Here is a 21,810-nt window from a genome sequence, read left to right on the forward strand (position 1 = left end):
GCCGGGTCCGGCAGGGCTGGCGAGAAGTACTGGCCGGTTCAGAAGTACTGGCCGGTTCAGAAGTACTGGCCGATATGGAAGGGGCGCACGGTCAGCGACGCCGACGCGCGGCTGATCACCTTGACCTTCCTGATGCCCTTCTTCCTGTCGATCCGCACCTTGACGCACTTCATCCGCACCTCGTGGTGCCCAGGCGGCGCGAAGCGGGAGATGATGATGCCGCGCCTGCCGAAGTTCCGCCCCGTGAGACCCACGCCCACCTCGCGGAAGGTGCGCCAGGAGCCCTTGATGGGGAAGGCCGTCGAGCCGACGATCGCGTGGCTGGCGGCGTCCGGGCAGTGCAGGAGCACGCGGATGACGTCGTTCTGGTGCGGCGACTCGGGCGAGACGAAGAAAGAGGTGAGCGTGCGCCAGACCGGCTTCTTGCCGTCGCCGTTCCCGTCGTCATCGTCCTCGGCGGCCTGTACGGGGGCGGCGACGAGCGCGAGCGTCACCGCCATGGCCGCGATCGCCCGCATCCATCCCCCTCGCCTTGTGTGGCCGGCGTCTCCCATGGTGGCGAACGCGACCGTCGTCGCGGCCGGCGCCACGCCGCACCGGCGGCTCGTCCGGACGGCGGGCGCATAAACTGCCGGATATGCGGCGTTTGAGCAGTACGGTGGTCGTGGTCGCCGGGGATGGGGCCGCTGACGTGATCGCGGGGCTGGACGACCGGCACAACGTGTACGCGATCCGGCGCGGCGAGCGCACCGCGGCCGAGGTGACGGATCTCGCGGCCAGGTCGGCGGCCACGTACGTGGTGCACGACGCCGACCCGCTGGCCGACGTGGCCGCGGCGTGGACCGCGTACTTCGACGGCACGGGCGTGGTCGGCGCGCTGGAGGTGGCCATCGAGGCCGCGCTCGCCGACCTGCGGGCGGACCGGCTGGCGCTGCCCGACTACTACCTGGTGCTGGAGTCCGGCGACATGCCACAGACGTGGCGGCACTGGTGGCTCGGCGTGCTGGCGGGGGCGGCGCCCGTACGGGTGGTGCCGGTGCCCGCGTCGTCGTCGGCGGTCGCCCATGAGCTGGGCCGCCTGGCGGCCGGTCGGTGGTGGCCCTCGGACCTGGAGACGTGGCTGCGCGGGCTGCCCAAGGTGGTGCCCGACCAGTTGCTGACGGGTCCGGCCCCGTCGTAGCCGGCGAGCAGGCGGCGCGGCCGCCCGCGACGCGCTGCCCGCCGGCGGGACCGAGGTCGTACAGGAGCGCCTCGTCGCGCATGGTGACGGCGTCGGGAGCGAAGAACGCGCACTGCCCGTGATCTCTGGCAGCGCGGATTTCAGGTGCGGCAGCGGCTCGCCCGTGTGGGTTTCTCAGGGGCGCACCCGGGCGGCGGCGGCCCGGCCCGGCCCGTGAGGACTCTTGGGGCACCCGTGCGGCGGCGGCAGGCCCGCGTATGTCTGATCGTGGCGGGCCCGGCCGTGGCCGCCGTAAGTGCTCCTCGCCCGGTCTCCGCCCTGCTCGGGAGAGCGGCTCGGAAGGGAGACGGTGGAGCGACTCCGGCGCTCGCCGGATAGGGGCCCGGTGGGGGCTCGACCCTGTCCGGCGGCGCGCGGCGAAGGCGGCGAAGCGGGCGCCTCCGGCGCGAGGAGTCACGTCACCGGCTCTGCCGGACGGAGGGGACGCGAGGTCGTCGCGCCCCTCGGCGCGTCCGTCAGCGGATCCGTGTCCGGATCCGTCAGTGAGCGGCCTCGTACTGCTCGACGACGGAGGAGGCGATGCGGCCTCGCTCGCTCACCGGCAGACCCTGGGCCTTGGCCCACTTGCGGATCTCGGTGGCCTTCTCGCGGCTCACGGCACGCGAGGAGCCGCCGCGGCGGCCGCGTCCGCCCCGGTCGGCGCGGACGGCCCTGGCCTTGGTGATAAACGGCGCCAGCGCCTTCTCGAGCTTCTCTCTGTTGGCTCCCGACAGGTCGATCTCGTAGTTGGTGCCGTCGAGCGCGAACCTCGTCGTGCCCTCGGCTTCACTGCCGTCGATGTCATCGATAAAGGATTCAACAATGCGCTTCGCCATTAGGTGCTCCAAATACGTTTACGTTGCAGGTACTGTAACGCTCTTCAGCAGGAATCGCATCTCAGGGGCGTGTCGTGCCTCCGATGGCCCGTCCTCCGGCGCTTTCCCTGGTCAACACTAAACATACCCTCCACCTCATGATTCCGGGTACGGGCCGGCGAGGCCCGCGGTTCGGCCTTCAATGGCGCCGAAACAGCGGTGTTGAAGAGCAATTCAAAGGACACGGTCCGGCCTCGGACATAGGCGAACTCGTCACATCGCCCCGCCCCGCGCGGCGCTGCTTCAACGGTTACTCAAGACCCGCAAGGGCCGGACGGCACGGCGCAGCGCGCCATTGACGGGCTTGCGACCCGGGAACGTTCCAGCAATCCAAGCCGCTTGCGCGGGTACTACCGCTCCCCTAAGTTACGGTCCATAACTTAGGGGGTGATCCGGTGCGGACGGGTGGCCGCCCGGCGAGCTTCACCGTCGCCGACGTGATCGCGGCCGGCAAGCGGATCGGGCTCAACGAGCTGACCATGCAGCGCGTCGCCGACGCGCTCGGCGTGACCACGGCGGCGATCTACCGCCACGTGCCGAGCCGCGCCGACCTGGAGACGCTGGTCGGCGAGGCCATACTCGACGAGCTGCGGCTGGCCGACGACCCCGACGAGCCGCTCGTCGCCCACCTGGTGAGCTTCGCGCTGCAGCTGCACCGCTTCGCGCTCGCCCATCCGGGCTGCGCCTCCTACATGCTGCGCCTGTTCCCGCGCGGGGCGTCCGGTCTCCGGCTGATGGAGGAGGAGCTGCTCGCCCTCGGCAGGCGCGGCTACGATCCCGCCGCCGCGACCGTCATCGCCTCCGGCGTCTCGATCATCGCGCTCGGCCTCACGGTGGCCCAGGAGGAGCGGGCCACCATCGCCGGGTCGCCGGTCGTCGCGCAGGCGCTCGCCTCGATGGACGACTCGGCACTGCTGCGTCAGGCCAAGTCCGGCATCCCCCACCACACCCCGGAGGACCTCTTCGTGCTGCTGCTCAGCGCGGCCGTCGAGGGGCTGGTCGCCCGGCTGCCGCCGGGCGCGCCCGTCCCGGACTCGCCATGGGCGCACAAGCCCCCCGGTGATCCCACCATCCCGACCACGGAGAAGACGCCCTGAACACCGACGACAACGGCCTACCGCCCCTGTCCCCCGAGGACCCCGCCACGGTCGGCCCTTACCGGATCGAGAGGCGGCTCGGCAGCGGCGGGCAGGGCGTCGTGTACGCCGGCCGCGCCCCCGGCGGCCCCCTCGTCGCGATCAAGCTGCTGCACGCCCACCTCGTCGCCGACGACGGCGCCCGCGACCGCTTCCTGCGCGAAGTGGAGACGGCCAAGCGGGTGGCGCCGTTCTGCACGGCCCAGCTGCTCGACTCGGGGTTCGCCTGGAGCCGGCCGTACATCGTCAGCGAGTACGTGCCGGGACCGTCGCTGCAGACCTCCGTACGCGACGACGGGCCGCGCGGCGCGGCGGCGCTGCACCGGCTGGCGATCAACACCGCCACGGCGCTGGCCGCCATCCACGCCGCCGGGGTGGTGCACCGCGACTTCAAGCCGGCCAATGTGCTGCTCGGGCCCGACGGTCCCGTAGTGATCGACTTCGGCATCGCCAAGGCGCTCGACCAGAGCCTGTCGGTGATCAGCAGCCAGCCGTTCGGCAGCCCGGCGTACATGGCCCCCGAGCAGATCTCCGGCGGCGAGGTGGGGCCGCCCGCCGACATGTTCGCCTGGGCCGCCACCATGTACTACGCCGCCACGGGCCGGCGCGCGTTCGGCGGCGAGGGCATCCCGGCGACGCTGCACGCGGTGCTGACGAGCGAGCCCGACCTGACGCCGCTTGACGAGCGGCTGCGCTGGCTGCTGCGCGACTGCCTGGCCAAGGATCCGGCACGCCGTCCGGCGTCGGCGCAGGTGGTGGAGCGGTTACGGGCGTTCGCCTCGTTGACGGACCCGCGCATGCCCAGCCTGGGTCCCGCCCCGAGCCCCGGAAACCCGCCGTGCTCCAGAGACCCATCCGCTCCTGGGCACCCATCCGCTCCTGGGAACCCGCCCGGGAATCCGTCATCGCCCGGGGGCCCGCCGTCCGGCCCCTTCGGCGCGGTTCAGGGGCCGCCGTCCGGACCCTTCGGCGCCGTCCAAGGACCACCCTCCGGACCCTCCGGCGCCGTCCAAGGACCACCTTCCAGACCTTTCGGCGCCGTTCAGGGGCCGCCCTCCGCCGACACCGGCCCGAGCGCGCAGGTGCAGGGGGCCGCGCTCGACACCGGACCCACTCCGCGCGGCAGGACGCGCGCGCTGAAGGTGGCCGTCCCGGTCGGGGCGGTGGCCGTGATCGCCGCCACCGGGATCGGCTGGTACGCCCTGTCGCCCGCCGTCTCCCGGCCTGAGGCGGCGGCCCGCACCCCCGTGCCAACCGCCACGCAGCCACCGCCGCAGCCCACCGCCGAGACGACGACCGAAGAACCCGCAGAAGAGCCCGCAGAAGAGCCCACGGAGGAGCGCAAGCCCGCCGAGGCCAGGACCCGCAGGGCGAAGGACCTGGCGAGCTCACGGCCCAGATCCGCCACGCCCACCGCGCCGCGCCGCGTCCCCGCCACGACCGCCGCCCCGACCCCTGCCTCCGTTCCGACGAGGACCTCCGTTCCGACGAGGAAGGCGTCCGCGACGCCCACCCGCAGACCGGCGACCCGCACGCCCGAACCCACCGCGAAAGCATCGAGGTCACCGGCCTCCAAGCGCACCTCCGCCGCGCCCGCCCCCGAGCCCACCACGGGCACGATCTCGTGGTCGGACGTCGACGGGTACTGCAAGGCCAAGGGCTATTCGGGTTCGTACACCGCCGGGTGGACCTACACCGGCTGCAACGGCTCCGACTCGACGATAGACCTGGCCGCGGTGTGCCGGTGGAAGTACCCGGGCTACTCCAACGTCAGCGCCAAGATGCCGGCCAATCCGTGGATACCGACGACGACGTGCGACCTGTCCTGAGACCCCGCCGGGCCGAAGCCCCCGCTTTCAGGGGTGATTCCAGGGATGACCCGGAGGGCGAAGCGGGCCCGCCCCGGAAGAATGGTGCGACATGACGATGAGGAGAGCGGTGCTGATCGCGGGTCTCGCCGGGCTCGCGGCCGTGACGACGGCCTGCGGCGTGGGGGGCTACGTGAGCGAGGACTCCGTCTCGTACGACGTCCCTGACAAGGTGGCGGCGCTGCGGGTCACGACCGACAGCGGCACCATCGAGGTGGTCGGGTCCGACCGTGAGGGCATCCACGTGACCGAGCGGCTGCAGTGGCGCAAGGACAAGCCGACCACGTCCCACGACGTGCGCGGCGACACGCTGGAGCTGGCGTTCGAGTGCCCCACCGCGTGGGGGCTCGGCGCGGCCGGCGTCACCTGCGACGTGTCCTACCGGGTCGAGGTGCCCAAGGCGACCCGCCTCAAGCTGGCCTCCGATTCGGGCGATGTGAAGGTGATCGGCGTCGCGGGCGACGTGGAGGTCACCAGCGACTCCGGCTCGATCAAGGGTGACGAGCTGAGCGGCAAGCGGGTCATCACGAAGTCCGACTCGGGCGACGTGACGCTGGCCTTCGCCGGGCCGCCGGATTCGCTCACCACCGAGACCGACTCGGGGGACACCGAGGTACGCGTCCCCGAGGGGCCGTACCGGATCACCGCCAAGACCGACTCCGGTGACAAGGACATCAAGACGACCGGCGACGCCAAGGCGCAGCGCTCGATCCAGCTGACCAGCGACTCCGGCAACCTCGAACTCTCACCCGCCTGACCGGGGAAGGCGGCGCTCCCGGCGTGGGCGGCGCCGCCAGAACGTAGGGTCGAGATCGTCACCACATCGGCCTTTTGTGGAGCGTCCATGACCGTCACTCCGGCGCAACTGCGGGCACTCGCGAACCGGGCAGAAGCACTCGCCGCCGAGGTCCGCGCCCTGTGCGCCCACCCCTCCCCTGTCACCACCCCGGACGCCGGCGCGTCGCCCGGCGCCGACCCCCTGGCGGCGGCGCGGCAGGCCGCCGACTGGCTGGCCAGGAGCACCGACGACCTGCGGCGCGCGGCGACCGAGCTGGCCAGGCTGCAGGTGGAGCCGTGCGGCCTGGCCTGGGCGGTCTGCCCCGAGCACGGCAACACGCTCTCCTCCATGGCGGGCGTGTCGAAGTGCCGGGTGTGCGGGTGGAGCCGGAGCACCCCGCGGCCGGGTCAGCCGTGCGGGGCGCCGGTGACGTGGAAGGTGATCGACCGGTCGGGCGGCGAGACGCGGATGTGCGACGGCCACGTGCTCGGCGCCCGCGCGGTCTCCCAGGGCGCCACGTTCATCCGCATCGACCAGGCCCTTACCTGACGGCGGGTTGCGGGAGGGCCCGCGCGGCCCCTCCCGCACCGCTCCTCGGCTATTCGACCTCCGCCACGGGCTGCGCGAACTGCGCCTCGTGCAGGCGGGCGTACGCGCCGCCCGCGGCGAGCAGCGACTCGTGCGTGCCCTGCTCGACGATCTGCCCGTTCTCCATGACGAGGATGAGGCTGGCGTCGCGGATCGTGGACAGCCGGTGGGCGATGACGAAGCTCGTCCGCCCCTTGCGCAGCTTGCTCATCGCCCGCTGGATGAGCACCTCGGTACGCGTGTCGACCGAGCTGGTGGCCTCGTCCAGGATCAGGATCGCCGGTTCGGCGAGGAACGCCCGCGCGATCGTGATGAGCTGCTTCTCGCCCGCGCTGACCGCCGCGCCCTCCTCGTCGATGACGGTGTCGTAGCCGTCGGGCAGCGTGTGGGCGATGCGGTCGACGTGGGCGGCCTCGGCGGCGGCCTCGATCTGCGCGCGGGTGGCGTTCTCGGCGCCGTAGCCGATGTTCTCGGCGATCGTGCCGCCGAACAGCCAGGTGTCCTGCAGCACCATGCCGATGTTGGAGCGCAGCTCCTCCCTCGACATCTCGGCGATGTCCACGCCGTCGATCGTGATGCGGCCGCCGGTCACCTCGTAGAAGCGCATGATGAGATTGACCAGCGTGGTCTTGCCCGCGCCCGTGGGGCCGACGATGGCCACGGTCTGGCCGGGCTCGACGGTGAGCGACAGGTTCTCGATCAGCGGCCGGTCGGGGCTGTAGGAGAACGACACGTTCTCGAACGCCACCCGCCCCCTGACCTGCTCGGGCCGCGCGGGCTCGGCCGGCTCGGCCGACTGCTCGGCAGCCTCAAGCAGCTCGAAGACCCGCTCGGCGGAGGCGACGCCCGACTGCACCAGGCCCGCCATGCCGGCCACCTGGGTGAGCGGCTGGCTGAACTGGCGGGAGTACTGGATGAACGCCTGCACGTCGCCCAGCGAGATCGACCCCGACGCCACCTTGAGCCCGCCCACCACGGCGACCAGCACGTAGTTGAGGTTGCTGATGAACATCATGGCCGGCTGGATGACGCCGGAGATGAACTGGGCGCGGAAGCCGGAGGTGAACAGCGCCTGGTTGTGCTCGGTGAAGGTCTCGGCCGACTCCTTCTGCCTGCCGAACGCCTTGACCAGCGTGTGGCCGCCGTACATCTCCTCGATGTGGCCGTTGAGCTTGCCGGTCGCGGCCCACTGCGCGATGAACTGCGGCTGCGACCGCTTGCCGATGAACGCGGTGACGACGACCGTCACCGGCACCGTGACGACCGCGATCAGCGCCAGGATCGGCGAGATCACGAACATCATGGCCAGCACCGCGACGACCGTCAGCAGCGAGGTGACGAGCTGCCCCATCGTCTGCTGGAGGCTCTGGGCGATGTTGTCGGTGTCGTTGGTGGCGCGGCTGAGGATCTCGCCGCGCGGCTGGTCGTCGAAGTACCGCAGCGGCAGCCGGGCTCAGCTTGCCCTCGATGCGCTCGCGCAGCCGGGCGACGGCCCGCTGCACGACGGTGGTGGTCATGCGGAACTGCGCGATGCCGAGCCCGGCCGCCAGCAGGTAGACGGCCAGCGCCCAGCCGAGCACCTGGGCCAGCTCGGTGAAGTCGATGCCCTGGCCGGGCACGACGTGCATCGAGGCGACCATGTCGGCGAAGGTGTCCTGGCCCTGGGCGCGCAGCCCGGCCACCGCCTGCTCCTTGGTGACGCCGGCCGGGAGCCGTTCGCCGATGACGCCGGAGAAGATCAGGTCGGTGGCGTGGCCGAGGATCTTCGGGCCGATCACCGTGAGCGCGACGCTGGACGCGCCGAGCAGCAGGATGACGATCACATGTGCGCGTTCCGGCCGCAGCAGCCGCAGCAGCTTGCGCAGCGTGCCGCCGAAGTCGAGCGGTTTCTCCGGCGGCCCGCCCATCATGCGGCCTGGGCCGATCTGCGGTTGGGGCCGGCGCGCGGGTGCCTGGGTCGTCATGCCGCGGCCTCCTGTTCGGTGAGCTGGGACAGGACGATCTCCCGGTACGTCGGGCAGGTCGTCATGAGCTCGGCGTGGGTGCCGCTGCCGACCAAGCGGCCGTCGTCGAGCACGAGAATGCGGTCGGCGTCGCGGATCGTGTTGACCCGCTGGGCCACGATCACGATGGTGGCGTCGGTGATCTCCTCGGCGAGCGCGGCCCGCAACCGGGCGTCGGTCGCGTAGTCGAGCGCCGAGAACGAGTCGTCGAAGAGGTAGATCTCCGGCCGGTGCACCAGGGCCCTGGCGATGGCCAGGCGCTGGCGCTGGCCGCCGGAGACGTTGGTGCCGCCCTGCGCGATCGGCTCCTCCAGCTTGTTCGGCATCGCCTCGACGAACTCGCGGGCCTGCGCGATCTCCAGGGCGTGCCACAGCTCCTCGTCGGTGGCGTCGGGGCGGCCGTACCTGAGGTTGGAGGCCACGGTGCCGGAGAAGAGGTAGGGCGCCTGCGGGACCAGGCCGACGATGCGGGAGAGCACGGCCGGGTCGAGGTCGCGTACGTTGACGCCGTCGACCAGCACCTCGCCGTCGGTCGCGTCGAACAACCTGGGGATGAGGTTGAGCAGCGTGGTCTTGCCGCTGCCGGTGCCGCCGATGATCGCGGTCGTGCGCCCGGGACGGGCGGTGAACGTGATGTCCGACAGCACCGGCTCCTCCGCGCCCGGGTAACGGAAGCCGACCGAGCGCAGCTCCAGCTCGCCGATGCGGCGCTCGGGCGTGATGGGCTTCGCCGGCGGATGCACGGTCGGCTCGGTGTCGAGCACCTCCTTGATACGCTCGGCGCAGACCTCGGCGCGCGGGATCATCATGAACATGAACGTCGCCATCATCACTGACATGAGGATCTGCATCAGGTAGGAGATGACCGCGGTCAGCGCGCCCACCTGCATGTCGCCGCCGGCGATGCGGTGGCCGCCGAACCAGACGACGGCGATGCTGGAGAGGTTCACGATCAGCATGACCGAGGGGAACATCAGCGCCATCAGCCAGGCCTTGAGCGAGACGTCGGTGAGCTGGTCGTTGGCCACGGCGAAGCGTTCGCGCTCGTGCTGGTCGCGGACGAACGCCCTGATCACCCGGATGCCGGTGATCTGCTCGCGCAGCACCTGGTTGATGCGGTCGATGCGCTCCTGCATGAGGCGGAACAGCGGCCGCATCCGTACGACGATCAGGCCGACCGCGACGACCATCACCGGCAGCACCACGAGCAGCAGCGACGACAGCGCGGTGTCCTGCCGCACCGCCAGCACGATGCCGCCCACGCACATGATCGGCGCGGCCACCATCATGATCAGCGTCATCATGACGAGGAGCTGGATCTGCTGCACGTCGTTGGTGCTGCGGGTGATCAGCGACGGCGGGCCGAACTTGTTGACCTCCTGGACGGAGAAGTCCTGCACCCGGTGGAAGACCGCGGCCCGCAGGTCCCTGCCGAGTGCCATGGAGGTGTAGGCGCCGTAGTAGACGGCCACGATCGAGCAGGTGATCTGGATGAGCGTGACGCCCAGCATCACGAGCCCGACGCGCAGGATCGTGCCGGTGTCGCCCTTGACGACGCCGTCGTCGATGATGTCGGCGTTGAGCGTGGGAAGGTAGAGCGTGGCCAGCGTCTGGACGAACTGGAAGAGGACGACGAGCGTGATCTCTTTCCCGTACGGCCTGAGCTGGACGCGCAGGAGACGGAACAGCATCAGCTACTGCTTTCTGTGTCAGGGGTGGGGGTTTCCGGCTGGTCGAGCAGCCGGCCGAGCAGCACGAGGTCGTCGTCGTGCCGCTCCTGCGACGGCCGTACGAGCAGCCCGTCGAGGAGCAGGGACACGATCTGGGCGTCGTCCATGTCGTCGATCTCGTCGGCGCCATAGCTCGACTTCGCCTGCGCGGCGACCGCGATCAGCATGAGCAGCAGGTGCGCCGCGGTCCGGGGGAACGGTGCAGCCGGTCGCGGTCGGGCTCCATGAGGGCGGCCAGCGCGTCGATGATCCGGTTGCGGCTGTCGACGAGATGCCGGCCGAATTCCTCGTCCTCCATCGCGAGGTCTCTGGCAGCGATGTGCAGCCTTTCGTTGATCGCCATGCCCTGGCGCACTTTGCCGACCACCCGCACCAGGCGGGCGCGCAGTTCGAGCTCGGTGCCGACGGCCTCGATCTCCTCGACCGCCGGCCGGGGGTCGAACGCGCGCACGAGCGTCGCCCGTACGAGCGACGCCTTGTCGGGGAAGACGCCGAAGATCGTGCCCTCGGCCACGCCGGCGGCCTCGGCGATCTGCCGGGTGCTCACCGCGGTGCCGTGCTCGCGCAGCAGGGGGAGCGTGGCCTCGACGAGTGCGGCCCGGCGGTCTTCCGGCGCCATCGCCGGCACCCTTCGCCTCTTACTCGCCGGCACCCTTCGCCTCATACTCATGGGATCGAGGCTAATGAGTGAGTACTCGCTCGTTCAACGGGTTTTTCGGAAGCTGTCCTTTTCGTGCGGGCTCATGGGGTCTGGTGAGGAGCCAGGCCGGTGGCGTCGAGAATTCTGCGGACGGTCTCCTGCGGCGTGCTGTCCTGCCCCACGATCGTCTCCCGCCCGCCCGGCAGCAGATCGCGCTCGCGGTACCACCGCCGCATCTGCTCCACGGTGAACTCGCTGCGCTGCGGGTCGTGCTCGCGCAGGATGTCGCGGCGCACGACGTCCTGGCCGATCAGGGCGAGGCCGCGGCGGCCGTACGCCTGCCTGAGCGCGCGGGCGACGCTGGTCTTGCCGGAGCCGGAGTTGCCGCGGATGACGACGAGGACGGTGCCGGGAGAGCCGCAGAGCACGCGCGACACCGTGCCGGAGGCCGCCGGCCACGAGAGGCGGCCTCCGGAGGCGCGTCGGGCTCAGGCGGCGGCGCCGAGGTAGCCGTTCGGGTCGAGCACGTACTTGCGGGCCGCGCCCTCGTCGAACTCGTGGTAGCCGCGCGGCGCCTCGTCCAGCGGGATCGGCGTCGCGTTGACGGCCTTGGCGATCTGTACGCGATCGTGCAGAATCGCCTGCATGAGCTGCCGGTTGTAGCGCATCACCGGGCACTGGCCGGTCGTGAAGGCGTGCGACTTGGCCCAGCCGAGGCCGATCCTGATCGACAGCGAGCCCTGCTTGGCGGCCTCGTCGGCGGCCCCGGGGTCGCCGGTCACGTACAGGCCGGGGATGCCGAGCGCGCCGCCCGCCCTGGTGATGTCCATCAGCGTGTTGAGCACGGTCGCCGGGTGCTCCTTCTGCGCCTCCTTACCGTGGCCGCGCGCCTCGAAGCCGACCGCGTCCACGGCGCAGTCCACCTCGGGCTCGCCCAGTATCTGCTCGATCTGGTCCTTCGGCTCACCCTGCGAGACGTCCACGGTCTCGCAGCCGAAGCTGCGCGCCTGTTCCAGACGCTGCTCGTTGAGATCGCCGACGATGACGACGGCGGCCCCGAGCAGCAGCGCGGACGCGGCTGCCGCCAGCCCCACGGGACCCGCGCCGGCGATGTAGACGGTCGAGCCCGGCTGCACCCCTGCGGTCACGCAGCCGTGGTAGCCGGTCGGGAAGATGTCCGAGAGCATCGCCAGGTCGAGGATCTTCTCCATCGCCTGGTCCTTGTCGGGGAACTTCAGCAGGTTCCAGTCCGCGTACGGCACCAGCGCGTACTGCGCCTGCCCGCCGACCCAGCCGCCCATGTCGACGTACCCGTACGCCGAGCCGGGCCGGTCCGGGTTGACGTTCTCGCAGATGCCGGTCTTGCCCTCCTTGCAGTTGCGGCATCGGCCGCAGGAGATGTTGAACGGCACGGACACCAGGTCTCCGGTCTTGATGAACTCGACACCTGGCCCCGTCTCGACGACCTCGCCGGTGATCTCGTGGCCGAGCACGAGCCCCTGGGGCGCGGTCGTACGGCCGCGGACCATGTGCTGGTCGCTGCCGCAGATGTTGGTCGCGACGGTCTTGACGATGGCGGCGTGGGGTACCTTGCGCCCCACGTTGGCCGGGTTGACGCCGGGGCCGTCCTTGAGCTCGAAATCGGGATAGTCGACTTCGTGCACCTCGACCTTGCCTGGGCCTTCGTACACGACTCCCTTGTTGCCGGACATGGGGCACTCTCCCTTGTCAGAAGGTGACGAGCGTGTGGATCTTCACGGCTGTTCAGATCACCTCACCTTCCCGGATATAAGGGACAGGAGCTGACATAGACGCACAAATCTGCATCTATTGCCGAGAATACCTTTCGACTCTCGCCCGGTCGCGGCCGTGACCGACTACGGGGCCGCCGTTGACCGACCCCTGCCGTAGGACTGAAAGAAGCTTTCATGGTTCCGATAATTTTCGGCCGCTATAGATCCACGTGAGAGCCGCTGTTACCCGGGCTTTTACCGATGATGTACCGAAACATTTCTGCTTCTCGTTGACACATTTCGGAGGCGTACTCACAATGACCGGCAGGTGCAGCCCCCGAAATGATCAAAGGGACCAGCATGATCGAAAGGAAACGCCGCAGCGCGCTCGCCACCGCGCTTTTAAGCGGGCTCCTCGCCACCTGCCTCGCCGTGACCGTGACCTCCGCCGTCGCCTCGGCCTCCGCCGCGCAGCGCCACACCGCAGCCGCCGACTGCAGCGCGGGTTACGTCGCGCTGACGTTCGACGACGGGCCCAACCCCGGCAACACCGCCAACCTGCTCAACGCCCTGACCTCGAACGGCCTGCGCGCCACCATGTTCAACATCGGCCAGAACGCCCAGAACAACCCCTCCCTGGTCAGGGCACAGCGCGACGCCGGCATGTGGATCGGCAACCACAGCTGGTCGCACCCCCACCTGACCCAGCTCGGCAGCTCGCAGGTCGCCTCCGAGCTGCAGCGCACCCAGCAGGCGATCCAGCAGGCGACCGGCAGCGCGCCCCGGCTGTTCCGCCCGCCGTACGGGGAGACCAACGGCACGGTCAGGTCCGTCGCGCAGCAGCTCGGGCTCACCGAGGTGCTGTGGGACGTCGACTCCCAGGACTGGAACGGCGCCAGCACCGCCCAGATCGTCCAGGCCGCCAGCCGCCTGCAGAACGGCCAGGTCATCCTCATGCACGACCAGTACGCCACCACCCTGGCCGCCATCCCCCAGATCGCCGCGAATCTCCGCAGCCGCAACCTGTGCGCCGGCATGATCTCGCCCACCACCGGCCGGGCCGTCGCACCCGACGACGGAGGCGATCCCACCACCCCGCCGCCCGGCGACTCCTGCACCGCCACCATCACGCCCGGCCAGCAGTGGAACGACCGGTTCAACCTGTCCGTGACCGTGTCCGGGTCCAACTCGTGGATCGTCACCGTCACCCTGACCCCGCCGCAGCGCGTCATCGCCACCTGGAACGGCACCCCGTCGTGGGACTCCAGCGGGTACGTGATGACGATGCGGCCGAACGGCAACGGCAACACGTTCGGCTTCACGATCCAGCATGGCGGCAATTGGAACTGGCCCTCGGTCTCCTGCCGTACCGGCTGACCCGCCTCTGGCGGCGCGAGCGGGGGTGACCCGGCTCTGGCAGCGCGAGCGAGGGGTGACCCGCCTCTGGCAGCGCGAGCGAGGGGTGACCCGCCTCGTGGGGTGCGATGGGGGGGTGACCCGCCGCCGTGACCGACCGCCCGCGCGAGGCCGCCAGAGGTGAGCGACCGCAGCCCTCGCGCGGGCGCCGGAGTTGAGGCGGCCCACGCGAGCCGGAGCCGAGGCGGCCCATGCGAGCCGGAGCCGAGGCGACCCACGCGAGCCGGAGCCGAGGCGACCCACGCGAGCCGGAGCCGAGGCGGCCCATGCGAGCCGGAGCCGAGGCGGCCCATGCGAGCCGGAGCCGAGGCGACCGCAACAACGCGCCGGCGCGAGGGCCGGATAGGGCGAGCGGCCACCTCCCCGACGACTCGCCCTACGGGAGGCGAGACCAGGTGCGACCACAGGCCCCGGCACGAGGTGCCGGGCGGGGACGGCGGCGCCGTCTGCCGGGACGGCTGCCAGGGCGATGGCCGCCCCGCCCGGCTTCGCGCAGGCGCGCAGACGGGTGTGGGCTCAGCCGGCCTCACACCCTGGAGCTCCCAGCCTCACTTTCCGCAGTGGCGGGTCGGGCGGGACGGCGGCTGCAAGGCCAGGCTGCGACCGCAGCCCACGGTCACCGGTCCGGGCAGGAGGTGCGGGGTCGGCTGGGGTGAGCGACCACCGCGGGCGGCCGGGGGCGCGAGAGGCCGGCCGATCCTGCCCGGACCGGCCCTCCACGCCCGGCCGGTCGTGGCCGCCCCCTCCCCCGGGGCGGTCCATGATGTCGCCCCCGGCAGGTCCGGGCCGTCCTCCTCTCGGCGGGTCAGGCCGTCCCCGTCCCACACGGTCAGAGCCGTCCTTCTCTCGGCAGGTCAGGCCGTCCCCCTCCCACACCGTCAGGGCCGTCCTCTCCCGGTGGGTCAGGCCGTCCCCCTCCCACACCGTCAGGGCCGTCCTCTCCCGGTGGGTCAGGCCGTCCCCCTTCCACACCGTCAGGGCCGTCCTCTCCGGCCGGTCCGGGCCTTTCGACCTCTCTGGCCGGTCGTGAAGCCCTGGTGGCCTTACAGTGCGGCCGGCCGGGGAGCTCGCGGCGGACCCACGAGCCGGGGGCCCGCCGCCAGGTCGGCGTCACGAGAGTGGCGCCGGCCATGCCGCGTCACGGGCGCGGCACCGACCGCACCGACGCCACGCACGCAGCACCAGCCACACCAACGCCACGCACGCCGACCGGACCGACGCCACGCACGCGGCGCCGACCGCACCGGCGCCACTGACAGCACCGGTGTGCCACGGGGAGCGGCGCCGCCAGACCCGGTGTCAGCGAGAGGCCGGCGAAGGCAGGGCGTATGGGAACAAGCCGGGGGCTTCACCGACGCAGCGGCCGCGGTCAGGGCGCCACCGTCCGGTGCGGCGTTTCCGCCGGCGGTTGCGTGCTCCAAGCATGACTCAGCGACCGGCTCCAGCATGCTCAGCCATGGCTCCCCGGCAATGGCTCGGCGACGTTGCGCGTGTGACGTTCGAGCGGTCGTGACCGTACCGGGTCCCCCAGGCCCGGGACGATCATGGTCGTTCGTACGCTTTGGGCGGGAACCGTTACCAGTCCCAGCCGCCCCAGGGGCCGCCCCAGCCCCACCAGCGCCTCCTCCTCCAGCGCCAGCGCCTTCTCCGCCAGCGGCATCGCCAGCCTCGGCGTCCGCAGCCGCCCCCTTGGTCGTATCCCGGGATCCCAGCCATGGTGATTCCTCCCCCGTGTTTACTCCCTTCGCATTCACACTAGGCCGGAAATCACCACAAACTAGGACATATTTCCGGATTTCGCCGACCTTTGACGGCGAATTCACTACGTAAAGCGGTCAACGCATCGGCCCGTCCGAGGCCCCCATCTCCGCCGACAGCCAGGCCGCGATGTGCTCGGCGTAGCTGCCGGGATAAGGCAGCGGATCACCGCCGATCGTGAACACGGCGCACAGGATGTTCACCCCGAACAGCCGGTCCCAGACCCGCGCCCGGCGGTACGTCCCGGCGTCCACGGCCGCACGCACGTTCGGCCAGCCGTGCCGGCTCATGAACGCGGCGTCGATCGCCGGGTCGAACAGGTGCGCACGGTCCCAGTCGAGCACCCCGACCAGCGTCCCGTCCGGGGCCCAGTGCACGTTGCCGCCGGCGAGGTCGCCGTGCACCAGCACGTCGGGCACCGCCTCCAGCTCCAGCGCCGCCGCCAGCCGGCGCTCCGCCTCAGACCGCAGCCGCGACGGCAGCCGGGGCAGCACGTCGTGCTCGATCACGCGCGCCCAGTGCCCGTCGTGCGCCCGGGGCGCGGGCAGCAGCCTGCGCAGCTCGTCCGTCACGGGCAGCTCGCGCAGCGCCGACAGCAGCCCGGCGATCCGCCGGGGATCGCCCTGGCCTTCAGGCAGCCCCGCACCGTCGATCCACGAGACCGCGACCGCCCGGCGCGAGCCGAACTCCACCACGGGGGTCAGCGGCTCCGGCACCTGGAACGGCGGCCCCGCGGCCTTGATCGCCCGCAGGATCTCGACCCCGCGCGGCATCTGCGCCGCTCCGAGCGGGCGCTTGGAGACGCGGACGGCCGCCACCCCCGGCAGCAGCACGACGTCGTGCACGTTCCCTGGGCCGAGCCGCGCCTTGTCGAGCGGCGCTCCGGGCACCAGCGCGTCGGCGATCTCCAGCAGGTCGTCGGTCAGCCGGTCGTTCTCAGTCGATTGCACCGCGCGAGACTATCCGCTGCCGGCAGAGCCGCGAGGATCAAACCTGCACAAGGGGCGCGTGTCACCAGCGGGACGGCGGCCCGTCCGTGCCTAGCGTGAGCGCATGGACGACCGGATACGCCATCACTGGGCGGCTTTCAAGGAGTCGCCGTTCGTGCCCGCCGCCGTGCTCGTCCTCATCGTGTCCGCGGGCGCGGGGCTGTTCGCCGGGTCCTACACGTACGCCATGGCGAACCCCACCCCGCACCGGATCCCGGTCGCCGTGGTCGGGGTGACCCACGAGACCGTACGCGGCGAAGCGTTCGCCGCCGGCATGGAGCAGGCGCTGGACGCCTCGCTCGACCTGACCTATCAGCCGTCCCTGGCGGCGGCCCTGCAACTGGTCGAAGAGCAGCGGGTCTTCGGCATCCTCGTGGTGCGCGGCTCTGACGTCAGGCTCGACGTCTCCGGCGCCGCGGGCGCGTCGGTCGCACAGGTGCTCACCGAGGCCGCGCCCCAGGTGGCCGCCCGCATCGGGGTACGGCTGACCGTGCGCGACATCAAGCCGCTGCAGCGCGGCGACCCGCGCGGCCTCGCGCTGTTCTACATCACGCTGGCCGCCGTGGTCATGGGGTTCATCGGCGCCGTCCAGCTCAGCGTGCACGCCTCGGAGCTGTCGCCCTGGGAGCGCATCGCGGCCGTCGCGGCGTACGCGGGGCTCGGCGCGCTGGCCATCGTGGCCATCGTCGACTGGGTGCTCGGCGCGCTCCACCTGCCGGTGCCGGAGTCGTGGTTCATCCTGGCGCTGACCATGTTCACGTCGGGGATGGTGTTCACGATGTTCAACACCCTCGTCGGGCGCTGGGCCATGGTGCCCACCTGGGGGCTGATGGTGCTGCTCGGCAACCCGTCGTCGGGCGGCGCGGTGTCCTGGCCGCTGCTGCCGTCGCCGCTCGGCGCGATCGGCCGCTGGCTGCCGCCCGGCGCCTCGGTCAACGCCCAGCACACCGCCGTCTACTTCAGCGGGCACCAGCGGCTGATACCGTACCTGGTGCTGGCGGTCTGGGCGCTGGGCTCGATGGCGGTCTTCCTCCGCTACCGCGAGCGACACCCCGGCCCGAGAGCGCGACACCGTACCGGCTCATGACCGCAACGACGCGGGCTCGTCCAGCCGCAGCGCGAGCAGGGCGACGTCGTCGCAGAACCGGTCGCCGCGGTGCGCGAGCAGCCGGTCGGCCATCTCCTCGAGCGGCAGGTGGCGCAGCGCGGAAGCGGCGGCCGCGAGGTCGTCCATGCCCGCGCCGATCCCCTCCGCCGGCTGCTCGACCAGGCCGTCGGTGTAGAACAGCAGGGTCGAGCGGGCGGGCAGGACCTGCGCGTGGTCGGGGCGCGACAGCTCGGGTGCGACGCCGAGCGGGTGACCGCCGTCGGTGCGCAGGTAGGAGGCGGTGCCGTCCTCGGTGACCAGCAGCGGCGGCGGGTGACCCGCGCTGGACCAGCGCAGCAGCCACTCCCGGTCGCCGTGCTCCTCCAGCCGGGCCAGCAGCACCGTCGCCATCGGCCCGCCGTGCAGGGCGTGCAGCACCTCGTCCAGGCGGTCGAGGATGCGCGACGGCGGACTGCACTGCTCCCAGGCGATGACGCGGAGCATGTTGCTGATCTGGCTCATGACGACCGCCGAGCGCACGTCGTGGCCCATGACGTCGCCGACCACCAGGCAGGCCACGCCGTCGGGCAGCATGACGACGTCGTACCAGTCGCCGCCGATCGGCGGGACCGCACTGGAGGGGCGGTAGCGGGCGCACGCCCGCAGGCCGCGCATGTCGGGCAGATGCGGCAGCAGGCTGCGCTTGAAGGTCTCCGCGGCGCGGCGGAGTCGTTCGTACAGGCGGGCGTTCTCGATGGCCACACCGGCCGCGCTGGCCAGGGCCGCGATGAGGTGCTCGTCGTCGTCGGTGAACGGGCCGCCGCCGCGCTTGTCGGCGAAGTACATGTTGCCGTACGCGGTGCCGCGCACCATGACGGGCACGCCCAGCAGGGTGCGCATCACCGGATGGCCGGTCGGGTAGCCGCGGAAGGCGGGATGCGTGGTCACGTCGTCCACCCGCATGGGGCGGCGGCGGGAGACCAGCTCGGCCAGCAGCCCGTGCGCGGTGGGCATGCGGCCGATCTCGTCGGCGACGTCGTCCGCCACGCCGTACGTGACCAGGTCGGTGAACTCGCCGTGCTCGTCCAGCACGCCGAGCGCGCCGTAGCGGGCGTCCACCAGGTCGGCCGAGACCTCCACGATGGTGTGCAGCGCCTGGTTCAGCTCCAGCTCCGAGCTGATCGCCAGAAACGCGTCGAGCAGCCGCCCCATCCGGCCGTGCAGCTCCTGGATCTGCCGCAGCCCCGCTCGCATCCGCTGGACGCTCTCCGCGCCGAGCGGGCCCAGATCGTCGCCGTACGCGCCGTTTTCGCGTTCCTGCTCGCTCACCTCCACCCCCCGGGACGCCTCGCCACCCTCATGCCCAACCGCTTTGGCATGACACCTGGTCAGCGGGGGTGCGCGGCGGGGAGCCGCACCCCGCCACATCTTGACTCTCAGCGTTCACCCAGGTTGACCCTTTAGCGTTATGGGATGGTTACCAACCTGGCCGCCGAGAAAGGCAGCGGCCTGCAAAGGCACACGCAAGCGCTGGAAGCCCGGCAGACCTGGCTTGACGCGCTCCGCGGCCTGGCCGTGCTCGCCGTGCTCTTCGAGCATCTGATCGACGCGCTGTTCCCCGAGGTTCGTACGACCGTCAGCCCGTGGTTCGACTTCGGGCAGTACGGCGTGATGGTGTTCTTCCTCATCAGCGGATACGTGGTGCCGGCCTCGCTGGAACGGCGGGGCAGCGTCACCGGCTTCTGGGCGGGGCGGTTCTTCCGCCTCTACCCGCTGTGGATCCTGGTGGCGCTCGCCGGGACCCTCTTCGCTCTGGTCCCCGTCTACTGGGAGCTGCCGGAGCAGGTGGCCGAGCACCCCATCGCGGGAGCCGTCGCCCACGTGACCATGTTGCAGGACTTCCTCCAGGTGCCCAGCGTCGTCAACGTGTTCTGGACGCTGTCGTACGAGATGGTGTTCTACCTGCTGGTGACCGCGCTCTTCCTGCTCGGCCGGGGCCGCCCGCGCACCGCCGGGGTGCTCGGCGTGGCCGTCGCGGGCGTGCTGGCGGGCGGGCTGCTGCCCGCGGGCGCGCTGTCGAGCGCGCTGGGCGTCGAGACGACCGTGCTCGCCGTCACCGCCGTGGGCGTGCTGGGGCTGGCCGCCGTCCTCGCCGGCGGCCCCCGTCTGCGCCTGGCCGGGGCCGCCGCCATGGCCGCGCTGGCCGTCGTGCTGCTGTGCGTCAACAGCCGCATCGGGGCCTGGCAGAGCGTCGCCATCATGGCCACCATGTTCGCCGGGACCGCGCTCTACCGGCTCGACCACGGCCAGCTCAGGCGCGGCGTGGCGCGCTGGACGATCGGGCTGGTGCCCGCCGCGTCCATCGCCGCCGCCGTCTGGTACGGCCCCGGCTGGGGGATGCCGGACGACGAGGCGATGGCGTTCCGGTGGAGCTGGTCGGCGGCGGTGGCGGCGGCCTGGCTGACGTTCCTGGCCTGCCGCCTGCTCCGCTCGTACGCGATGCCGCGCCCCTTCGTCCGGCTCGGCCTCATCAGCTACTCCGTCTACCTGGTGCACCCCCTCTACATTCAGGTGCTGCGGCGGCTGGTCCCCGACCCGGGGCCGGTGCCGCTGCCCGCCCGCATCGGCTACGGGCTCGCGGTGGGCTGCACGGTGGTGGGGTCGGCCGCCCTGACCTACCGGTACGTCGAGCGGCCCGCCCACGCGTTCGGCCGCCGCCTGCGCGCCAGGTCCGCAGCCGGAAGGCCGGGCCGGGCGGTCAGAGCGTCGAACTGAGCCCCTCGGCGATCTTCCACATCTCGGCCTTGACCTTCGCCATGCTCCCGAGGTCCTTCACGAGCAGCGGGCTGATGGAGATCTCCACCCACTGCCGCTCGGCCAGTTGCAGCAGCAGCGTCGGCGTGCCGTCGCCGCCGTCCTCGCCGGCCCCTGGACGACGTAGTAGCCGGCGCGGCCGCCGACGGTGACGTCCTCGCCGTCCTTCTCGTCGCGCAGCGCCTGGATGCGGTCGGTGACGTCCGCGGCGGCGTCGTTCTCGTACACGTAGAGCTGGACGCAGTAGTAGCCGTTCTCGTCGCCGTTGTAGTCGTAGGAGGTGGTGTACCTGTCGCCGAAGTCGAGCGACCGGTGCTTCCACCGCAGGCCCTTGGGCAGGTAGCCCACCTTGACGTGGCCGAACTCCCGCCCGTCGCCCAGGTCCCCGAGGCTCGGCGGATCCGATGGCTCCTGCGGGAGGTCGTCGATGGGCGGCGGCTCCGGCGCGGGAGTGACCGTGACCGGGTCGGGAGGCGTGGCCAGGGAGCCCGCGGCCACGTACCCGGCGGGCACGGCCGCGGCCGCCGCCATCGCCAGAGCCGCCGCGGCCGCCCTGAGCCTCCTGCGCCGGCTGCCGGTGCCGGCGATCACCCGTTCCAGCAGGTCGGGCGCGGCTTGCAGGTGCGCGGTCTCCTCGGCCATGGCCTGGCGGAGCGCCTCCTCAAGCGTGGGCATTCCTGATCACTCCTTCCAGTTCCTCGTCGCCGAACGCCGCACGCAGCTTCGCCATCGCCTTCGACGCCTGGCTCTTCACCGTCCCGGCCGAGCAGCCCAGCACCTCGGCCGTCTGCTGCTCGCTGAGGTCCTCCCAGTAGCGCAGCACGATCACCGCGCGCTGCCTGGGCGGCAGCGCGCGCAGCGCCTCCATGAGCACGTGCCGCAGGTCGGCGTCCGTGACGCGGGCCGCACGCTCCGGCGGGCTGTGCACCGGGATGATGCTGAGAATCGCCCGGCGGCGGGCGCGGCTGATGGAGAGGTTGATGATGGCGCGGCGCACATAGGGCTCGGGGCTGTCGCGCCGGACCCGGTCCCAGTTCCGATACGTACGCTCCAGCGCCGTCTGCAGCACGTCCTCGGCCTCCGTCGCGTCCCCGCAGGCGAGGTAGGCGACGCGCAGCAGGCTGGTGCCGCGTGCGGCCACGAACGCGGCGAAGTCGTGTTCCGCGCCGCTCATGA

At 71.5% G+C, this 21,810-nt stretch carries 20 protein-coding genes; 8 read left to right on the forward strand and 12 right to left on the reverse strand.

Annotated elements, in window-relative coordinates:
• Positions 1-56 precede the first annotated feature (56 nt).
• Entirely contained in the window at positions 57-518 is a 462-nt protein-coding gene (locus ACFMQL_RS05545; protein WP_364058009.1) for a hypothetical protein, read from the reverse strand.
• A 119-nt stretch (positions 519-637) separates the two neighbouring features.
• On the opposite strand from ACFMQL_RS05545, the gene ACFMQL_RS05550 reads away from it, so the two are divergent.
• Positions 638-1,180, forward strand: a complete 543-nt coding sequence (locus ACFMQL_RS05550) for a hypothetical protein (protein ID WP_364058012.1) — start codon at positions 638-640, stop codon at positions 1,178-1,180.
• 539 nt (positions 1,181-1,719) lie between these two features.
• Here ACFMQL_RS05550 and ACFMQL_RS05555 read toward each other — a convergent pair.
• The gene (locus tag ACFMQL_RS05555; protein ID WP_364058015.1) at positions 1,720-2,055 is read right to left on the reverse strand and encodes an Lsr2 family protein; all 336 of its coding nucleotides are present in this window, start codon (positions 2,053-2,055) and stop codon (positions 1,720-1,722) included.
• Positions 2,056-2,489: 434 nt separating this feature from the next.
• Between ACFMQL_RS05555 and ACFMQL_RS05560 the strand changes: the two genes are divergently transcribed.
• The 4 genes from ACFMQL_RS05560 (at position 2,490) to ACFMQL_RS05575 (ending at position 6,425) form a co-directional block, all read left to right on the forward strand.
• Positions 2,490-3,191 carry a TetR/AcrR family transcriptional regulator gene (locus ACFMQL_RS05560; protein ID WP_364058018.1) on the forward strand — a complete coding sequence of 234 codons (702 nt, stop codon included), beginning with the start codon at positions 2,490-2,492 and terminating at the stop codon, positions 3,189-3,191.
• A gap of 65 nt (positions 3,192-3,256) precedes the next feature.
• Positions 3,257-5,059 carry a protein kinase gene (locus ACFMQL_RS05565; RefSeq protein WP_378790136.1) on the forward strand — a complete coding sequence of 601 codons (1,803 nt, stop codon included), beginning with the start codon at positions 3,257-3,259 and terminating at the stop codon, positions 5,057-5,059.
• A gap of 91 nt (positions 5,060-5,150) precedes the next feature.
• Entirely contained in the window at positions 5,151-5,855 is a 705-nt protein-coding gene (locus tag ACFMQL_RS05570) for a DUF4097 family beta strand repeat-containing protein (protein ID WP_364058021.1), read from the forward strand.
• 87 nt (positions 5,856-5,942) lie between these two features.
• Entirely contained in the window at positions 5,943-6,425 is a 483-nt protein-coding gene (locus ACFMQL_RS05575; RefSeq protein WP_364058024.1) for a hypothetical protein, read from the forward strand.
• 49 nt (positions 6,426-6,474) lie between these two features.
• Here ACFMQL_RS05575 and ACFMQL_RS05580 read toward each other — a convergent pair whose 3' ends face one another.
• The 6 genes from ACFMQL_RS05580 to fdhA all read right to left on the reverse strand — a co-directional run bounded on the left by ACFMQL_RS05580 (position 6,475) and on the right by fdhA (position 12,549).
• Positions 6,475-7,911, reverse strand: a complete 1,437-nt coding sequence (locus ACFMQL_RS05580; protein WP_378790137.1) for an ABC transporter ATP-binding protein — start codon at positions 7,909-7,911, stop codon at positions 6,475-6,477.
• A gap of 513 nt (positions 7,912-8,424) precedes the next feature.
• Positions 8,425-10,158 carry an ABC transporter ATP-binding protein gene (locus ACFMQL_RS05585; RefSeq protein ID WP_378784783.1) on the reverse strand — a complete coding sequence of 578 codons (1,734 nt, stop codon included), beginning with the start codon at positions 10,156-10,158 and terminating at the stop codon, positions 8,425-8,427.
• Positions 10,158-10,364: a hypothetical protein gene (locus tag ACFMQL_RS05590; protein ID WP_378784784.1), complete on the reverse strand. Its 207-nt coding sequence runs from the start codon at positions 10,362-10,364 to the stop codon at positions 10,158-10,160. Before ACFMQL_RS05590 ends, ACFMQL_RS05585 begins: the two co-directional genes overlap by 1 nt.
• Positions 10,358-10,816, reverse strand: a complete 459-nt coding sequence (locus ACFMQL_RS05595) for a TetR/AcrR family transcriptional regulator (RefSeq protein WP_378784786.1) — start codon at positions 10,814-10,816, stop codon at positions 10,358-10,360. The genes ACFMQL_RS05590 and ACFMQL_RS05595 overlap by 7 nt, the downstream gene beginning before the upstream one ends.
• A 122-nt stretch (positions 10,817-10,938) precedes the next feature.
• Positions 10,939-11,265, reverse strand: a complete 327-nt coding sequence (locus tag ACFMQL_RS05600) for an AAA family ATPase (RefSeq protein WP_364058036.1) — start codon at positions 11,263-11,265, stop codon at positions 10,939-10,941.
• Positions 11,266-11,325: 60 nt separating this feature from the next.
• Complete coding sequence (fdhA, locus tag ACFMQL_RS05605; protein WP_378784788.1) at positions 11,326-12,549, reverse strand: formaldehyde dehydrogenase, glutathione-independent; 1,224 nt, start codon at positions 12,547-12,549, stop codon at positions 11,326-11,328.
• 381 nt (positions 12,550-12,930) lie between these two features.
• Between fdhA and ACFMQL_RS05610 the strand changes: the two genes are divergently transcribed.
• Complete coding sequence (locus tag ACFMQL_RS05610) at positions 12,931-13,947, forward strand: polysaccharide deacetylase family protein (RefSeq protein ID WP_378784790.1); 1,017 nt, start codon at positions 12,931-12,933, stop codon at positions 13,945-13,947.
• Between the two features lie 1,874 nt (positions 13,948-15,821).
• Here ACFMQL_RS05610 and ACFMQL_RS05615 read toward each other — a convergent pair.
• Positions 15,822-16,694 carry an aminoglycoside phosphotransferase family protein gene (locus ACFMQL_RS05615; RefSeq protein ID WP_378784792.1) on the reverse strand — a complete coding sequence of 291 codons (873 nt, stop codon included), beginning with the start codon at positions 16,692-16,694 and terminating at the stop codon, positions 15,822-15,824.
• Between the two features lie 103 nt (positions 16,695-16,797).
• Between ACFMQL_RS05615 and ACFMQL_RS05620 the strand changes: the two genes are divergently transcribed.
• Entirely contained in the window at positions 16,798-17,820 is a 1,023-nt protein-coding gene (locus tag ACFMQL_RS05620; protein WP_378784794.1) for an ABC transporter permease, read from the forward strand.
• Here ACFMQL_RS05620 and ACFMQL_RS05625 read toward each other — a convergent pair.
• Positions 17,815-19,149 carry a PP2C family protein-serine/threonine phosphatase gene (locus tag ACFMQL_RS05625; protein WP_378784796.1) on the reverse strand — a complete coding sequence of 445 codons (1,335 nt, stop codon included), beginning with the start codon at positions 19,147-19,149 and terminating at the stop codon, positions 17,815-17,817. The two genes, ACFMQL_RS05620 and ACFMQL_RS05625, sit on opposite strands and share 6 nt — an antisense overlap.
• A 144-nt stretch (positions 19,150-19,293) precedes the next feature.
• On the opposite strand from ACFMQL_RS05625, the gene ACFMQL_RS05630 reads away from it, so the two are divergent.
• Complete coding sequence (locus tag ACFMQL_RS05630; protein ID WP_364058054.1) at positions 19,294-20,595, forward strand: acyltransferase; 1,302 nt, start codon at positions 19,294-19,296, stop codon at positions 20,593-20,595.
• Positions 20,596-20,652: 57 nt separating this feature from the next.
• Here ACFMQL_RS05630 and ACFMQL_RS05635 read toward each other — a convergent pair whose 3' ends face one another.
• Together ACFMQL_RS05635 and ACFMQL_RS05640 are read right to left on the reverse strand one after the other, a co-directional pair.
• Positions 20,653-21,309: a hypothetical protein gene (locus tag ACFMQL_RS05635; RefSeq protein ID WP_378784798.1), complete on the reverse strand. Its 657-nt coding sequence runs from the start codon at positions 21,307-21,309 to the stop codon at positions 20,653-20,655.
• A complete protein-coding gene (locus ACFMQL_RS05640) occupies positions 21,296-21,808 on the reverse strand; it encodes a SigE family RNA polymerase sigma factor (protein ID WP_378784800.1) in 513 nt (170 codons plus the stop codon). Before ACFMQL_RS05640 ends, ACFMQL_RS05635 begins: the two co-directional genes overlap by 14 nt.
• Positions 21,809-21,810 lie beyond the last annotated feature (2 nt).

The sequence above is a fragment of the Nonomuraea fastidiosa genome (assembly GCF_042751225.1).
Classification (GTDB): domain Bacteria; phylum Actinomycetota; class Actinomycetes; order Streptosporangiales; family Streptosporangiaceae; genus Nonomuraea; species Nonomuraea fastidiosa.

Excerpts from the sequence above, each read along its gene's own strand:
- ACFMQL_RS05575 (WP_364058024.1), top strand. The coding sequence starts at position 5,943 with ATGACCGTCACTCCGGCGCAACTGCGGGCACTCGCGAACCGGGCAGAA.
- ACFMQL_RS05545 (WP_364058009.1), bottom strand. The coding sequence starts at position 518 with ATGCGGGCGATCGCGGCCATGGCGGTGACGCTCGCGCTCGTCGCCGCC.
- ACFMQL_RS05620 (WP_378784794.1), top strand. The coding sequence starts at position 16,798 with ATGGACGACCGGATACGCCATCACTGGGCGGCTTTCAAGGAGTCGCCG.
- ACFMQL_RS05550 (WP_364058012.1), top strand. The coding sequence starts at position 638 with ATGCGGCGTTTGAGCAGTACGGTGGTCGTGGTCGCCGGGGATGGGGCC.
- ACFMQL_RS05635 (WP_378784798.1), bottom strand. The coding sequence starts at position 21,309 with ATGCCCACGCTTGAGGAGGCGCTCCGCCAGGCCATGGCCGAGGAGACC.
- ACFMQL_RS05640 (WP_378784800.1), bottom strand. The coding sequence starts at position 21,808 with ATGAGCGGCGCGGAACACGACTTCGCCGCGTTCGTGGCCGCACGCGGC.
- fdhA (WP_378784788.1), bottom strand. The coding sequence starts at position 12,549 with ATGTCCGGCAACAAGGGAGTCGTGTACGAAGGCCCAGGCAAGGTCGAG.
- ACFMQL_RS05610 (WP_378784790.1), top strand. The coding sequence starts at position 12,931 with ATGATCGAAAGGAAACGCCGCAGCGCGCTCGCCACCGCGCTTTTAAGC.
- ACFMQL_RS05555 (WP_364058015.1), bottom strand. The coding sequence starts at position 2,055 with ATGGCGAAGCGCATTGTTGAATCCTTTATCGATGACATCGACGGCAGT.
- ACFMQL_RS05595 (WP_378784786.1), bottom strand. The coding sequence starts at position 10,816 with ATGGCGCCGGAAGACCGCCGGGCCGCACTCGTCGAGGCCACGCTCCCC.
- ACFMQL_RS05590 (WP_378784784.1), bottom strand. The coding sequence starts at position 10,364 with ATGCTGATCGCGGTCGCCGCGCAGGCGAAGTCGAGCTATGGCGCCGAC.
- ACFMQL_RS05630 (WP_364058054.1), top strand. The coding sequence starts at position 19,294 with ATGGTTACCAACCTGGCCGCCGAGAAAGGCAGCGGCCTGCAAAGGCAC.
- ACFMQL_RS05585 (WP_378784783.1), bottom strand. The coding sequence starts at position 10,158 with ATGCTGTTCCGTCTCCTGCGCGTCCAGCTCAGGCCGTACGGGAAAGAG.
- ACFMQL_RS05570 (WP_364058021.1), top strand. The coding sequence starts at position 5,151 with ATGACGATGAGGAGAGCGGTGCTGATCGCGGGTCTCGCCGGGCTCGCG.